Genomic DNA, 15,280 nt, shown 5'->3' on the forward strand with positions numbered 1-15,280 from the left:
TAATAATCCCGGCATGAATAAAATCTTCTCACATCCCGTGCGTCTCCCCGCCGCGCTGCGAAGCGATGCGGGCGCGCTGATCTACTCTGCGAAGAGTTTTGCCGCGGCGATGCTGGCTTATTACCTTGCGCTGTCGATCGGCCTCGAGCGCCCCTCGTGGGCCATTATTACGGTTTACATCGTGTCGCAGACGTCAGTCGGCGCATCGCTGAGCAGAAGCCTCTACCGGCTGGCCGGCACCGCGGTAGGTGCCAGCGCGACCGTTCTGATTGTGCCTGCCTTCGCAAATACGCCAGTCCTGTGCAGCGCGGTGCTGACGGGCTGGATCGCTTTCTGCCTGTGGCTCTCCCTGCTGGAACGCACGCCCCGGGCTTACGCGTTTGTGCTGGCGGGCTACACCGCGAGCCTGATTGGTTTTCCTGCGGTGTCCGATCCCGGCGGTATCTTTAACGTCGCCATTGTCCGCGTGCAGGAGATCGCGATTGGGATTTTCTGCGCGGCGCTGATCCACCGCTACGTGCTGCCCGCGCGCGTATCGGGCCAGTTCAACGCTAAATTATCCCAGACGCTACAGGCCGCGCGCGGGCGGGTGGCTGACACCTTAGCGGGCAAACCCGACGCGGCTTCCGGCCCCCTGCATCTGGCCCTGGCGCTGCAGTTCCTGCAGGGCATCAGCCATCATATTCCGTACGATTTTGCTCTTTCAGCCCCGGTGCGGCAGGCCAGAAAAGCGATCCACGACCGGCTGGCGCGGCTGGTTATCGTCAACTGTGAACTACACGATCGCCTGCCAGCGAGCGGAACCCTGCCCGCCGACGTGCAGGCGTTGATGGGCGACGTTCAGGCCTGGCTTGCCGCTGAAGGCACTGATGCCGGCAGTACGGCAGAGTCGCTGCGGCTCCGCTGTGCGCTTCTCATGGATCGGTATGCCGCGCAGGCGCAGACGTTTGACGACGCGCTGCAGGTCAGTTTTATCCGCTACCTCTCGGAGGCGATCGCGCTTCTGCAGCAGTGCGAACGTCTTTCCGGGGCCATCCACCGTGCCAAACCCGTGTTAGGGGAGGTGCAAACCCGCGCGGCGAAAGGCTACGTTTTCCATCGCGATCCTCTTACTGCCGCCCGCACGGCGCTGGGGGCTTTCGGCATCATCCTGAGCGGCTGTCTGGTCTGGATCTTCTCGGCGTGGCCGGATGGCGGTACGGCGGTTTCGATACTCGGCGTCTGCTGCACGCTGTTTGGCAGCTTCGACACCCCGGCGCCGCATATCTTGAAATACATCATTGGCTCATTCTGGGGCGTGGTCATTAGCCTGTTCTACAGCTTTGCGCTGCTGCCGCAGGTAAGCGATTTCCCGGTGCTGGTGGCGGTGCTTGCCCCGGCGTATCTGCTGGCCGGGTCGCTTCAGGCGCGCCCGCCCACCACGTTTATGGCGATGGGCATCACCCTGACGCTGCCCATTCTGTGCGAGCTGGGGGCGCACTACAGCGGAGACTTCGCCGTTGCGGCCAACACCGCCATTGCGCTCTTTGCCGCGACCGGCTTTGCCGTCGTCAGCATGAGCCTGCTGCAAACCGTGCAGGCGGACGGCGCCATCGCGCGTCTGCTGAACCTCTGCCGGCGCGACATTCGCCGCAGCGTGAAGGGCACGCTGCGGGTTAATGAAACGCACTGGATCAACCTGATGATGGACCGAACCGCCCTGTTGCTGCCGCGCCTGCCGCGCAGCGAGCGCGCGCCGGAGCAGGCGCTGGATCGACTGTTACACGCGCTGCGTCTGGGGCTGGCGGTCATGCATTTACGCCGCAGTGACGCACCGCCCGGCAGGGAGGTTGACGCGCTTTTTCATCGGTTAAACGCCGCGGACCGTCACGCCTTGCGCGAACGCATCGCTGCCCTTATCGCGCGCCATCTGCCTGCGGCAGATGAACACGCGCGCCAGTTGGTCTTCAGGCTGGTGGATCTGCACTGTGCATTACGGGGGCCAGACAATGGTTAACGATCTCAATATCGGCGGCGTTTTTATTCCGGGGCTGCTGATGGTCGCCCTCGCGGCGCTGGTCTGCACGCTGGGCCTCGTCGCGCTTTTCTCGCTCAGCAGGCTCTACCGGCGCTTGCCGTTTCGCCCGCTGATGGATGTTTCAACCTGGATCGTCACCTTTTTCCTGCTGATGCAGGGTCTGATCGCGTTGGGGTTATTGTCATGAAATCACTGCTCTCTTTACTGGCTCGCTATGCGCTGACCTTAAGCGCGGCCGCGGCGGCCTCGCTTCTGGCCTTTATGATGTGGAAACACTACGCGCAAACGCCGTGGACCCGCGACGGCCGCGTGCGGGCGGACGTGGTGCAGATTGCGCCGGACGTATCCGGGCCGGTCATAAGCGTGGCCGTGCGGGACAATCAGTGGGTGAACCGGGGCGATGTGCTTTACACCATCGATCCGCGCTGGCTTAAGCTGGCGGTGGTCAGCGCGCAGGCGGACGTCGAGTCGAAACGCCATGAGATGCTGATGCGCCAGGACGCGGCCCACCGACGCACGCTGATTAAAAACGCCATCTCGAGCGAGGATTTACAGCAAACCGGCAGCGCGGCAAACGTCGCGGCGGCCAATTATCACGGCGCGCTGGCCGCGCTGGATCTGGCAGAGCTGAATCTGGCGCACGCCACCGTGCGCGCGCCGGTCTCGGGGTACGTCACGCACCTGCGGCTTCGCCCCGGAGACTACGCGACGGCGGGGGAGACGAAGGTCGCCATCGTTGATGCCCATAGCTTCTGGGTGGTGGGGTACTTTGAGGAGACCAAGCTACGCCATATTCGCGTCGGGGATGCCGCGCAGGTGGTGCTGATGGGTTACGAGCCGGTCATCACGGGCCATGTGGAGAGCATCGGGCATGGGATCGGGGACAGCAACGATGAGGCGGGCGGGCTGGGCCTGCCCGACGTCGAGCCCACCTTTAGCTGGGTGCGCCTGGCGCAGCGCGTGCCGGTGCGCATTCATATCGACAGGTTACCGCAGGGGGTTGAGCTGGTGGCGGGGCTGTCGGCGAGCGTGGCAGTGGGGCGGTAGATAAGGATTGAAGCGACTATTCCTTGTCTACAAACTTGTTGGCTTCAGAAGAGTAATGCTGATAAACGCATGCGAGCTTATGCCCGTCAGGATCGCGCAGATAGGCAACATAAAAGTCGGGGCCGTACGCGCTTCGCGTACCAGGCTCGCCTTCATCCGTTCCTCCCGCAAGGAGGCCAGCTGCATGGAACCGTCTGACAAGATCCGCGTTATCTGCACTGAATGCGAACATTGTCCCGTTTCCCGCCGTCGCGGGCTGCTGGTCAAAAGGAGGACAAAGACAGAAGCTGAACCCCTCGCCGGGATTATTTTCATCTCCCCACATTGCCCAGCTTTCAGTCCATGCCGGCAGACGTGAATAGCCCAGAACGTTAAAAACTGCGTCATAAAAATTCACGGAGCGCTGAAAGTTGTTTGTACCTATTGTGATATAAGCCAGCATCTTATGACTCCCGTCCTTCAATATTCGATTTAACAGCCTTCAGCGTCCTTTTACGGATCCAGCCGCTTCCCGCACGTATTATCAGCCAGTAAGCCGACATTTTTAGTCGAGTGCGTCTGTCCGGACAATAGATGAATGTTTCCGTAGAGAGCTCATGTTTGCCGGGCGCCAGCTCCGTTACCTTGTAGCGCAGCAACAGTTTCGCGCTGCCCGGCTCGGCTGGGGTCTGAAAAGCACTGGCATCCGGCACGTTTTCCAGACCGAAATCGGTACGCCAGTATTGCCCTCTTAAGCCATAGCAGAGCTCAGATGCAGAGTTCTTCAAAAGGGTAAAACTGTGCAAACCAAAGTTGCCGATCGACTGTGGCTTCTGGTTGCGCAGAAATTTTTGCGGTATTTGACGCAATGACATTAACCGCCGAATCACGGCATCTTGCCGGATGTCAAAGCTGGCAATCATTGGCAGAATATTTTCAGGGCGGCTAGTGTGAATGACCGTCAGGTGTTTTTCATGAAACTGGAACTGGGGGAGAAAAGCGGGAACATCCTTCCACTGAGCAAGCGCTTTGCGGGTAACGAATCCTGGGTTAAGCATCTCTCTTCCTTGTCATCCCTTGCGTCCTGCCAGAGTAACAGATGGTGTGTTGCAGGCAATTACCAGGAAAAGAGAGGGCAACAGGGAAGTAAATGTAACGAGCCGGTTGGGTTAACCACGTTCGCTTCTTTGCGAATGGAGGAGCTCAGTGATTTCTTTGCGCTTTCTTGTTGCCCATTCAGGTTTGATAGAGAGCATTAAACTATATTGCCTTCTGAAATAAACCTCTCTAAATTCTCGTTCAGATGAATGGCTTGCTGCATAGGTTGAGGCCATCCCCGCCACGGCACTTTCCACAAACCAATACAGAATTTCATCGTCACTGAGCGTTACTTTCCGCTGTATTTCAAGGCCTCTTTCACTGACGATCCTGTCCAGGCTGGGGAAGCGTTTTCGCATGTCGTCTGGTGACGGGTAATGCTCCTTTTTAGTACCTGGTAAAGATCGTCCATCGCGAGTGCTTAATTCGGAAATTGGCTGGTGGCTGCGTCGAAAGGTGCTCTTGAGACTACGTTCGTCCTTGCACTTTGTTTCCAGGCTGGAAACATCATTGATGATGAGTGATGAGTGATGAGTGATGAGTGATGAGTGATGAGTGATGAGTGATGAGTGATGAGTGATGAGTGATGAGTGATGAGTGATGAGTGATGAGTGATGAGTGATGAGTGATGAGTGGTGAGTGGTGAGTTGACAATGTGGAAACTGCGAGAAAAGTGCTGGTCCTGTATGACTGTGGGATTGGAACTCGTTTAATGAGTATGGATAGTTTGGGTGATCGGGAGAGATTAAAGTGGTTGGTAAGGCCCGGTTTGGAATATTTGTTTAATTTACTTAGCATATTCAGGATGTTTTTGATCAGAGCGAGGGGAGGGTCATAGTTATGCTTACCAAATTATATACAAGTATCTAGATTTTAACTCCGGTTTGTGCAAGGGAAGATTTTAGAAAGTTACAGCATTAATTATTAGTAAAGTAAAAAGTTTGGATGAAATATATGGCTTATTGAAATTGATATTGAAGAGTAAAAAAAACCGGGCTAATTACTTTAATTTAGACCGGTTTGTATAAACGAATATTAAGTTTCTGTAGAATGATTTTTATCTCGGATCCAGTGCTATATTAGCTGAGTTTTGATCTAGCTCAATTAGGTCCTCATCCCAAAAATTATTATCGATTAACAACTGTTTTAATATTGTATAATCATTATTTGAATGTAAAGAATAAGCAATGAAAGCTGAATAAGCTTTATTAGCTTGGCAAGCTAACAGTAATCTGTTTAAACCATTTCTTATTTTTTTTAACTCGTTTGTATCACTAATAAGTTCCGTCAACTGTTTCCCTATTTCATTTGAAGCTAAAAATCTAGGGTAAACCACACGATCATCATCATTAAGAAATAGTTCGGTTATAGTTGTTTCCCCTTTTATATCTTTGCTATATAATCTGAAAGCTTGTTGACATAAATGTGATTTTGGGTTATCAATATATGGATTTATTATTGGCTTGGCAACAACATCTAAAGTCCATTTTTTACGATTGCAGCGTGAACATGAAGGAAGTAAATTATCCCAATTTACAACGTCGTCAGGGTAACTATCTTTATCTTTAAAATGTTCAACTTGCATATATGAATCTTGAGTTTGCAGTTTGCATTCACAATATGCACATTTATATGAACTGCTCTCTAATAGCGACTTTCCGATTTCTTCGTGCTTCCAAACTTGCTTTTTATTATCATTTTTAAAAGCTTCTGTTAATTCTTTTTGTTTTTCGTTTGTCAAATAAACTGGTTTTTCACCCCTTTGTAGTTTTATCATTTTTCACCACCTAGGATTTTATCCAATTGCATTTTAAAAACTGGTCGCAGTGGATATTGAGGATGTAGCATTTTATCTAATTTTTCATAAGCTTCCTGAGCTTTTAACTTATCCTCACGATTAAGGGCATCATCAAATGAACGTTTGGTTTCATTATATTTCATCGTTCTTAAATCTGGCATTCCCATAATGTCGTCTAGAATTTCTTCAATTGTCCAACCTTGGTACCCATATTCTGAGGATGGGAGAGGTCTTTGAGAAATTAGGCCATCACTATTTCTTTCAAGTGCTATGACTTCGCCGTAGGCGGCTGTCTGGACGACATGCGGACTGTGAGTTGTAATGAAAAATTGTGCCTTTGGAAAAATAATTTTTAAAATATTACATATCCGCCCCTGCCATTCTGGATGCAAGTGCAGTTCAATTTCATCAATTAGAATAAGCCCATCATAATCTACAGCTGCTATTCTGTTGCTCTCAAATCTATAATCGATCTCTTTGATTATACCAAGTAAAATAAAAATGGTTGATTTAAAACCTGATGATAGATACTCGAAATATATTTCTCCTGTCGGTGTTTCTACGAATAATTCGTTTTTCGTATCCAATCGACTGTATTTATACAAAGGATTTAATATGCTAAAGCAAATTTTTGATAGCTCGAGGTTTTTTAGTTGTGTTTTAGATAGGTGGTTTTTATGTTTGCTGTGTAAAATTCTGTTGAGTAGCCATTCTTTAATATCTTCATTGCTAATGCCTGAAGCGTTATTTCTTGCGCGATTTGTAATATCTGGATCAGAACTGATTGATGCGATTTTTCTATAGTTTATTCCTCTGTTCGTTTTTAAATAAAGTAGAAGGTGTTTGTTTTCGTGGTAGGCTTGGTTATGTATATATTTTTCATATTCACTAGGTTCAAAGCTGTCAATCTTAACATGGAAATGGACTGGTGAGGGTTCTGAATCCTGAATGGCATTGATTTTTATTGTTCCACTAATACTTCCAGATTTTTTACTGATTGTGTTCCTGTCATATTCGCTAAAGCAAGAGGCAATTGAATCTAGGATATTTGTTTTGCCAACTCCATTTTCGCCGCATATAATATTAATTTGAGAGTTGATTTCAGTTAGTAAAATATTAGAGATTCCGCCAATATTTATGATTTCAATATCTTTGATCTTCATGCTTTTCCTTTTATGTGGTTTTTATTGGGTTGTAACTAAATGTTAGCATTATTAAGTAATTTTTGGCTAGTGATATGTTGAAGGTTTGTAATATGGAGAGTAATAATCGATGAACCGGCTATTGCTAGAATTAGAGCAATAGAGGGCCGCTTCAGGTTCTTAACGAATATTCAACAAAAAATGTTCTTTGCATAAGTCCGAAATCCTGCTTCTAACCAGCAGGATTCCGGCCACCTATCACCCACCTCAATGTGCCGAAATATAAGGCTCCTTTACAAATTCCGCCAGCAACCAGACCATATCATGCAGAAGCCCGGTGAGTTCTTTCGCCACGCTCACAGGCAACGTCCCGCCCATCACCGCCAGCGTTAACGCTACGGCATAATCCACCTGTAGCGTTGTCTCTTGCCAGCAGTCCGGTACACACGAGGTTATCTTTTCACCCGCAATCAACTGTTCAACCAGGTACGGCGGAAGTTCCGAGTCACAGCACTCCCGCAGCCGCTTAAGCGCAGCCAGCAATCTCTTACAGAGCGTGGCAAACGTCACCGCGTCGTCAGTTTCCACCAGCACGCTGACATACGCAGTGCAGGCATCGGCCAGTTCGAAGAGATCCGCAGAATCGGAAATTGAAGTGTTGATGAGGTGATGAACTGCGCTTTCCTCAGAGAGCGCGTAAGAAAATCCAGGGGTAGTCGCCATTTAGCATCCTCTTTGTCCAAAAAAACGTCATGTTATGCTAACGGGTTCCTACGCCCGGTTACGGATGTGCCGCAACGCAGGCACTTTACGGCGGCGCAAAAGGGAAGGAAAGGGATCACCCTGAATTACATAGGATTTCTTGAAAGTTTGCGAGGCGGCTTCCAGAAGGGCACTGCCGGATGGCGGCTACGGCTTACCCGGTCTGCAAAACCGCCAACCAACCCGCGACACGAACCGTAGGCCCGCGCAAGCGCAGCGCCGCCGGGCACAGTTTGAACCACGGTTACTCCTTCACGCAGACCTTTTCATTTTGAGCAATCCTTCTAATAACGCCTGCGTCGCGCGGGAGGATTTGCCAGCCTGCGAACAAACCAGCCCAAACTCCCGGCACAGCGAAGGCGTCACGGGCACGACGCACAAGCCGCGTAATTCACCCGGCAGGGCGGATTCAGGTATCAGCGCGACGCCCATGCCTTCGCGTACCAGCAGGCAGGCGCTGATCCAGTCGCGGACGGTCACCCGCACGTCAGACAGCTGCAAGCCAGCCTGTTCCATCAGACTTTTTCCATTGACGGCACAACCGCCCGTTGCGAGCACGAAGGGCTGGTCTGCCAGTTCCTCAAGGGTGATGCCGCGCGTACGTGCATAAAGAGCCTGACGGTGGCTGGCTGGCAGCACCGCGACCCATGCATCCTGCCCTAAGATCGCTTCAGCACGCCCGGGAACAGGGTTCATGACCACGCCCACATCAGCCGTATCTGCTGCCAGCCACTCTTCGACCTCCTGGTCCGTCCCTTCCAGTACGACCACCTCGATTTCAGGATGCAGGCGCTTAAAGTCGCGCAGCAGCCCGGGCAAAAACGTGGATGTCACCGAAGGAAAACTGGCAAGACGAATGCGTCCGCCGCTCAGCCCCCGGCTCTCATCCGCCAGTGCACGGATGGCATCCAGCCGTGCCAGCATACTCCTTGCTTCTTTGACAACCCGCTCGCCCAGGGCAGTCACGCCGATGTGGCGTCGCTCTCGCGTGAATACCGCAAATCCTAATGAGGCCTCTAACTGAGCGATCGCCTGGCTGGCGCCCGACTGCGTCATACCGACCTCTTCAGCGGCACGGGAAATATTACTGGCATCGGCCACTGCAACCAGCAAGCGCCAGTGTAAAAGATTCATCATGGATATCAGTAGCTCAGCTAATAGCTATTTTATGAATCATTAATTTTACAGTGAGAATGGCTTTAAGCACAGTGTATGTAAATCACACAGCCGCTTTAACGGAGAGATCATGAAACTCTATTACGCCCCGGACACCTGTTCACTCTCACCCCATATCGTGCTTCGCGAACTGGCGATTGAGTTTGAACTGGTTAAAGTGGACAACAGGAGCAAGCTTACCGCTGACGGGCGCGACTTCCTGACCATCAACCCTAAAGGTTATGTCGCTGCGCTTGAACTGGATGACGGGAAAATCCTGACCGAGGGGCCAGCCATTTTGCAGTACCTGGCAGACCTCAAGCCAGAAAGTGGGCTGGCACCGCGAGCAGACGGCTGGGAGCGGGTGCGGCTTCAGGAATGGCTAAACTTTATCACCAGCGAAATACACGCGGGATCGGCACCTCTTTTCAACCGCGTGCTGCCCGAAGAGGCCAAATCGATTTTTCGTGAGAAGCTGTTCAGGCGGTTCGATTTTCTTCAGGAAACGCTCTCCACTAGCGCTTATCTGACGGGAGCATCTTTCAGCGTGGCGGATGCCTATCTTTTCACCGTGCTGGGATGGTGCACGTTCTTCTCAATTGAACTCAACGACTGGCCAGCGCTACTGGCGTACAGGGAAAAAATCAGTACCCGACCCGCGGTGCAGGCCGCATTACGTGCGGAGGCGAAAGTCTAGTTCTGCGTATTCCGGCGCATATATTAATGCCTGAAGCAGGAGGCAAGTGAGGATGTGGAGCCAGGATGCGTTAGCATACTGTCACTCTGCATCTGATTGCCTGGCGCTTTTCACGGCATCCTGCTTCCCGGGATTGCATTGCTGTTTTGTTCCTGGAAGATAAAATTTTCCCGACGCGTCCGGATCTGTTCCGCCCGGACAACCCGCACGGCCCGGAGCTGAGACGGTGCCATCCGAACCGTTTCCTCCATCAGAACCGTTTCCGCCATCCCCACCATTGCCGCCATCGGCAGCATTTACAGCGAATGCGCCGAGTATAAGCAAAAATGCAATAACTCGTGTAGTCATCAAAACCTCCATTGTTCAGGGTATTTCAAGGCATCTTGCCAGCCTGGATTCAGCATCTCTCTTCCTTGTCATCCCTTGAGTGCAGCCAGAGTAACAGATGGTTTGCGGCAGACAATTACCAGGAAAACGTAGTACCTAAGCGTGCATCAACATGACCTTTACCGTTCTAAGAACCGACAGAGGCTGACATTGCCGGGGGGCGGCTGCGCTTTACCCGGTCTACAAAAAACCAAAACCCCTCTATTGCCGTCACCCCTCGCTCATCATCATCAAAAACCGCTTCACCGTCCGCGAGCGTTCAAAGCGCCGCCAGCAGAGCGCGATATCGGTATAAAGCTCCGGCGAGCTCAGCGCGTGATAGGTGACATTCGGCGGTGAAATGGCCGCCATGGATTTCGGCACCAGCGCGAACCCGCCGCCTGCGGAAACCATGCTCAGGGAGGAGGAAAGCTGCGACGACTGCAGCGCGTGCTGCACGTCAATTCCGGCCCGCTCGCAGCAGCCGTGAACCCGTTCGTACAGCCCCGGCGCGACCTCCTGCGGGAACAGCACCACCGGCGTATCCCGAAGCTGTTCTAACGCCAGCGAATCGCACGCCGCCAGCGGATGATCGCGATGCAGCGCCACCACCATCGGCTCCCGGTCGAGGATTTTTAACTCGAACGCCTTGCTGCTCTCGCACGGCAGGCGCACGAAGGCGATATCCAGTTCACCCTCCGCCAGCATCGTCGTCAGCGACGACATATTGGCTTCCACCTGGTGAACCTGCACCGCCATGTTCTGCACCTGAAACTGGCGGATCAGCGCGAAAATTTTGGGATGAAAAGCGTCGGAGCTGGTGATGCCAATCGACAGGTTGCCGTTCAGCCCGCGCGCGATGCCGCGGGCTTTTTCCAGCGCGGCATCGCTCAGCGCCAGAATTTTGCAGGCATCCTCGTAGAAGGCTTCTCCCGCCTCGGTCAGCTCCACGCCCCGCGTCAGGCGTCTGAACAGCGGCGTGCCCACTTCCTCTTCGAGCCGTTTGATCTGCTGACTCAGAGGAGGCTGTGAAATACCCAGCGCTTCGGCCGCCCTGGTGAAGTGTCGCTCGCGTGCAACCGCGACAAAATACCGCAGATAACGAAGTTCCATATCTAAAACGTCTCAAACCAGCATGGTTTCTATATTGGAACTCTCTGCTGAATCGGGTCAACATTTATTTAACCTTTCTAAATAAAGTTGAAGAGGACGAGCACGATGATGCATTCATCTGCCTGCGACTGTGAGGCCAGCCTGTGCGAGACCCTGCGGGGGTTCTCCGCCCAGCATCCTGACAGCGTGATCTATCAGACATCGCTAATGAGCGCCCTGCTAAGCGGCGTGTACGAAGGAGAGACCACCATCGCCGATCTGCTGGCACACGGTGATTTTGGTCTGGGCACCTTCAACGAGCTGGACGGTGAAATGATTGCCTTCAGCAGCCAGGTGTACCAGCTGCGCGCCGACGGCAGCGCCCGGGCCGCGAAGCCGGAGCAGAAAACGCCGTTTGCGGTGATGACCTGGTTCCAGCCGCAGTACCGCAAAACCTTCGATGCGCCGGTCAGCCGTCAGCAGATCCACGACGTCATCGACCAGCAGATCCCCTCCGACAACCTGTTCTGCGCGCTGCGCATTGACGGCAACTTCCGCCACGCCCACACCCGCACGGTACCGCGCCAGAAGCCGCCGTACCGCGCGATGACCGACGTGCTGGACGACCAGCCGGTGTTCCGCTTTAACCAGCGCGAAGGGGTGCTGGTCGGGTTCCGCACGCCGCAGCACATGCAGGGCATCAACGTGGCGGGTTATCACGAGCATTTCATCACCGACGACCGTCAGGGCGGGGGCCATCTGCTCGACTACCAGCTGGAGAACGGCGTGCTCACCTTCGGTGAAATTCACAAGCTGATGATTGACCTGCCCGCCGACAGCGCGTTCTTACAGGCCAACCTTCACCCCAGCAATCTTGATGCAGCGATCCGTTCCGTCGAAAACTAACAGGAGAACTACCGTGAACAGTGAGAAACAGTCACGTCAGTGGGCGCACGGCGCCGATATGGTTGTCGGCCAGCTGGAAGCGCAGGGCGTGAAGCAGGTGTTCGGGATCCCGGGTGCGAAAATCGACAAGGTCTTTGACTCCCTGCTGGACTCCTCCATCGAGATCATCCCGGTACGCCACGAGGCCAACGCGGCGTTTATGGCGGCGGCGGTCGGGCGGCTGACCGGCAAGGCCGGGGTGGCGCTGGTCACCTCTGGGCCGGGCTGTTCCAACCTGATCACCGGCATCGCCACCGCCAACAGCGAGGGCGACCCGGTAGTAGCGTTGGGCGGGGCGGTGAAGCGGGCGGATAAAGCCAAGCTGGTGCACCAGAGCATGGACACCGTCGCCATGTTCAGCCCTGTCACTAAATACGCCGTGGAGGTCAGTTCGCCAGACGCGATTGCCGAGGTGGTATCGAACGCGTTTCGCGCCGCCGAGCACGGCAGACCGGGGGGCGCGTTCGTCAGCCTGCCGCAGGATATTGTCGACCAGCCCGCGACGGGGGCGATTTTACCCGCCAGCGGCCCGGCGCTGATGGGCCCGGCACCGGAGTCGGCGATTAACGACGTGGCGAAGCTTATCGAAAACGCCAAAAACCCGGTTATCTTACTCGGCCTGATGGCCAGCCAGCCCGCGAACAGCGCCGCGCTGCGCAAGCTGCTGGAGAAAAGCCGCATTCCGGTGACCAGCACCTATCAGGCCGCCGGGGCGGTAAACCAGGAACACTTCACCCGCTTCGCCGGACGCGTCGGCCTGTTCAATAACCAGGCGGGCGACCGGCTGCTGCATCTGGCGGACCTGATTATCTGCATCGGCTACAGCCCGGTGGAGTACGAGCCGTCCATGTGGAACAGCGGCGACGCGACGCTGGTGCATATCGATGTGCTGCCCGCTTATGAAGAGCGAAACTACGTCCCGGATCTGGAGCTGGTGGGGGATATCGCCGAGACGCTGAACCTGCTCGCTAACCGGATCGATCGTAAGCTCGAGCTGAGCCAGCGGGCCTCCGAAATTCTGGTCGATCGCCAGCATCAGCGCGATCTGCTCGACCGCCGCGGCGCCTCGCTCAACCAGTTTGCCCTGCATCCGCTGCGCATCGTGCGCGCCATGCAGGACATTGTGAATAACGACGTGACGCTCACCGTCGACATGGGCAGCTTCCACATCTGGATCGCCCGCTACCTCTACAGCTTCCGGGCGCGTCAGGTGATGATTTCCAACGGTCAGCAGACCATGGGCGTCGCGCTGCCGTGGGCGATTGGCGCGTGGCTGGTGAACCCGGGCCGCAAGGTGGTTTCAGTCTCCGGTGACGGCGGCTTCCTGCAGTCGAGCATGGAGCTGGAAACCGCGGTGCGCCTCAACGCCAACGTGCTGCACATCATCTGGGTGGATAACGCCTACAACATGGTGGCGATTCAGGAAGAGAAAAAATACCAGCGCCTTTCCGGCGTCGAGTTTGGTCCGGTCGATTTCAAAGCGTATGCCGACGCCTTCGGCGCGAAAGGCTTTGCCGTGGAGAGCGCCGAGGCGCTTGAGCCGACGCTGCGTGCGGCGATGGATGTGGATGGCCCGGCCGTGGTGGCCATTCCCGTCGACTACAGCGATAACCCGCTGCTGATGGGCCAGCTCCATCTCAGCCAGATTTTGTGACTCAATATAAGGACAGAGAAATGCAAAAAGTTGCTCTCGTAACAGGCTCAGGCCAGGGGATTGGTAAAGCGATCGCGCTTCGCCTGGTGAAAGATGGCTTTGCCGTCGCCATCGCCGACTATAACGTTGAGACGGCAAGAGCCGTCGCCGATGAAATCATCCGTAACGGCGGCAACGCCGTCGCCGTGAAGGTCGATGTCTCTGACCGCGAACAGGTATTTGCGGCGGTGGAGAAAGCGCGCACCGCGCTGGGCGGCTTTAACGTGATCGTGAATAACGCCGGGATTGCGCCGTCTACCCCTATCGAATCCATCACGCCGGACATTGTCGACAAGGTCTACAACATCAACGTGAAAGGGGTGATCTGGGGGATCCAGGCCGCGATTGACGCCTTCCGCAAAGAGGGACACGGCGGCAAGATCATCAACGCCTGCTCCCAGGCGGGACACACCGGCAACCCGGAACTGGCGGTCTACAGTTCCAGCAAGTTCGCGGTGCGCGGCTTAACCCAGACCGCGGCACGGGATCTCGCGCCGCTGGGGATCACCGTTAACGCCTACTGCCCGGGCATCGTCAAAACGCCGATGTGGGCGGAAATCGACCGTCAGGTCTCCGAGGCGGCGGGTAAACCGCTCGGCTACGGGACCGAAACCTTTGCCAAACGCATTACGCTTGGCCGCCTGTCCGAGCCGGAAGATGTCGCCGCCTGCGTCTCATACCTGGCAGGCCCGGATTCCGACTACATGACCGGCCAGTCGCTCTTAATCGATGGAGGGATGGTGTTCAACTAAATACTAATATACCCGTCATACTTCAAGTTGCCTGTGCGTTGGCTTTCCTCGCTCACCCCAGTCACGTACTGATGTACGCTCCCGGGGATTCGCTGCGTCGCCGCCTTCATGCAACTCGAATTATTTAGGGTAAAAGCTCTGACATGAGTTTTCCCCTGCACCCGTGCAGGGGCTTTTTTTTGTCTCCTCCGTCATTGTGCATTACACTGCGCGCTGCAAAACTTTAGTCATTACGATCTGACAGGCGGTAACAGCGATGAACGGTACAATCACAACGTGGTTTAAAGATAAAGGCTTTGGATTTATCAAAGATGAAAACGGCGACAACCGCTATTTTCATGTGATTAAGGTCGCGAACCCCGATCTGATTAAGAAAGATGCCGCGGTGACCTTTGAGCCAACCACCAACAACAAAGGCCTTTCCGCCTACGCGGTGAAGGTGATCCCCGAAAGCAAACATCTCTTTATTGCCGGCGAGCGCGTGAAGCTCTCCTCCATCAAATCCTTCGTGGTGTTTAACGAAGAAGAGCCGGCTGATACCAAAATCGACAAAGAGAACGCGGTGCTGTCGGTGGGGCTGCTGATGAACAGCATCAAGCCGAAATCCGAGAAAAAGCCGGGCGAAATGCGCACGGTGAAGAAGCTGGCGATCACTACCTTCCAGAACACGACGCTGATCTTCACCGAAGATGAGATCGACATCGACGCCACGGTGAAGCTGCTGAAGTGATTTTTTT

General features: G+C 54.3%; 17 protein-coding genes. 8 read left to right on the plus strand and 9 right to left on the minus strand.

From position 1 onward, the window contains the following. Positions 1-13 precede the first annotated feature (13 nt). The 3 genes from NWV12_RS05330 to NWV12_RS05340 are packed head-to-tail and all read left to right on the plus strand — an operon-like array spanning position 14 to position 3,064. Positions 14-1,996: an FUSC family protein gene (locus tag NWV12_RS05330; protein ID WP_048978893.1), complete on the plus strand. Its 1,983-nt coding sequence runs from the start codon at positions 14-16 to the stop codon at positions 1,994-1,996. Further along, positions 1,989-2,204, plus strand: coding sequence for a DUF1656 domain-containing protein (locus NWV12_RS05335; RefSeq protein ID WP_048976666.1), 216 nt, complete (start codon positions 1,989-1,991; stop codon positions 2,202-2,204). The genes NWV12_RS05330 and NWV12_RS05335 overlap by 8 nt, the downstream gene beginning before the upstream one ends. Beyond that, on the plus strand, positions 2,201-3,064 hold the full coding sequence (locus tag NWV12_RS05340; protein WP_048978892.1) for an HlyD family secretion protein: 864 nt from the start codon (positions 2,201-2,203) through the stop codon (positions 3,062-3,064). Before NWV12_RS05335 ends, NWV12_RS05340 begins: the two co-directional genes overlap by 4 nt. Positions 3,065-3,080: 16 nt before the next feature. Here NWV12_RS05340 and NWV12_RS05345 read toward each other — a convergent pair whose 3' ends face one another. The 7 genes from NWV12_RS05345 to NWV12_RS05375 all read right to left on the minus strand — a co-directional run bounded on the left by NWV12_RS05345 (position 3,081) and on the right by NWV12_RS05375 (position 8,980). Next, positions 3,081-3,506: a VOC family protein gene (locus NWV12_RS05345; protein WP_048978891.1), complete on the minus strand. Its 426-nt coding sequence runs from the start codon at positions 3,504-3,506 to the stop codon at positions 3,081-3,083. A 1-nt stretch (position 3,507) separates the two neighbouring features. Further along, entirely contained in the window at positions 3,508-4,101 is a 594-nt protein-coding gene (locus tag NWV12_RS05350) for a hypothetical protein (protein ID WP_048978890.1), read from the minus strand. Between the two features lie 111 nt (positions 4,102-4,212). Further along, positions 4,213-4,500 (minus strand): Imm63 family immunity protein, encoded by a 288-nt coding sequence (locus NWV12_RS05355; protein WP_053085577.1) that lies wholly within the window; start codon positions 4,498-4,500, stop codon positions 4,213-4,215. Between the two features lie 698 nt (positions 4,501-5,198). Beyond that, positions 5,199-5,918 (minus strand): HNH endonuclease, encoded by a 720-nt coding sequence (locus NWV12_RS05360; RefSeq protein ID WP_075204814.1) that lies wholly within the window; start codon positions 5,916-5,918, stop codon positions 5,199-5,201. Continuing rightward, positions 5,915-7,102, minus strand: coding sequence for an AAA family ATPase (locus NWV12_RS05365; protein ID WP_048979606.1), 1,188 nt, complete (start codon positions 7,100-7,102; stop codon positions 5,915-5,917). The genes NWV12_RS05360 and NWV12_RS05365 overlap by 4 nt, the downstream gene beginning before the upstream one ends. Positions 7,103-7,348: 246 nt before the next feature. Beyond that, a complete protein-coding gene (locus tag NWV12_RS05370; RefSeq protein WP_045889072.1) occupies positions 7,349-7,804 on the minus strand; it encodes a hypothetical protein in 456 nt (151 codons plus the stop codon). 291 nt (positions 7,805-8,095) lie between these two features. Further along, positions 8,096-8,980 (minus strand): LysR family transcriptional regulator, encoded by an 885-nt coding sequence (locus tag NWV12_RS05375; protein ID WP_048979602.1) that lies wholly within the window; start codon positions 8,978-8,980, stop codon positions 8,096-8,098. 109 nt (positions 8,981-9,089) lie between these two features. Between NWV12_RS05375 and gstA the strand changes: the two genes are divergently transcribed. Next, positions 9,090-9,695 carry a glutathione transferase GstA gene (gene gstA / locus NWV12_RS05380; protein ID WP_048979600.1) on the plus strand — a complete coding sequence of 202 codons (606 nt, stop codon included), beginning with the start codon at positions 9,090-9,092 and terminating at the stop codon, positions 9,693-9,695. 81 nt (positions 9,696-9,776) lie between these two features. On the opposite strand, the gene NWV12_RS05385 is transcribed toward gstA, so the two are convergent. Both NWV12_RS05385 and NWV12_RS05390 read right to left on the minus strand, forming a co-directional pair. Further along, positions 9,777-10,043, minus strand: a complete 267-nt coding sequence (locus tag NWV12_RS05385; RefSeq protein ID WP_072015502.1) for a hypothetical protein — start codon at positions 10,041-10,043, stop codon at positions 9,777-9,779. 249 nt (positions 10,044-10,292) lie between these two features. Next, positions 10,293-11,174, minus strand: coding sequence for a LysR family transcriptional regulator (locus tag NWV12_RS05390; RefSeq protein ID WP_038417608.1), 882 nt, complete (start codon positions 11,172-11,174; stop codon positions 10,293-10,295). A 105-nt stretch (positions 11,175-11,279) separates the two neighbouring features. On the opposite strand from NWV12_RS05390, the gene budA reads away from it, so the two are divergent. The 4 genes from budA (at position 11,280) to NWV12_RS05410 (ending at position 15,273) form a co-directional block, all read left to right on the plus strand. Further along, entirely contained in the window at positions 11,280-12,059 is a 780-nt protein-coding gene (gene budA / locus NWV12_RS05395; RefSeq protein ID WP_039264046.1) for an acetolactate decarboxylase, read from the plus strand. After that, positions 12,031-13,752 (plus strand): acetolactate synthase AlsS, encoded by a 1,722-nt coding sequence (alsS, locus tag NWV12_RS05400; protein WP_198922085.1) that lies wholly within the window; start codon positions 12,031-12,033, stop codon positions 13,750-13,752. The genes budA and alsS overlap by 29 nt, the downstream gene beginning before the upstream one ends. A 20-nt stretch (positions 13,753-13,772) precedes the next feature. After that, on the plus strand, positions 13,773-14,543 hold the full coding sequence (locus NWV12_RS05405) for a (S)-acetoin forming diacetyl reductase (RefSeq protein ID WP_024906954.1): 771 nt from the start codon (positions 13,773-13,775) through the stop codon (positions 14,541-14,543). 256 nt (positions 14,544-14,799) lie between these two features. Continuing rightward, complete coding sequence (locus NWV12_RS05410; protein ID WP_023310683.1) at positions 14,800-15,273, plus strand: cold-shock protein; 474 nt, start codon at positions 14,800-14,802, stop codon at positions 15,271-15,273. The last annotated feature ends 7 nt before the right edge of the window (positions 15,274-15,280 follow it).

Origin of the sequence: Enterobacter sp. Crenshaw, assembly GCF_024734705.1 — a bacterium.
GTDB classification, from domain to species: domain Bacteria; phylum Pseudomonadota; class Gammaproteobacteria; order Enterobacterales; family Enterobacteriaceae; genus Enterobacter; species Enterobacter asburiae_B.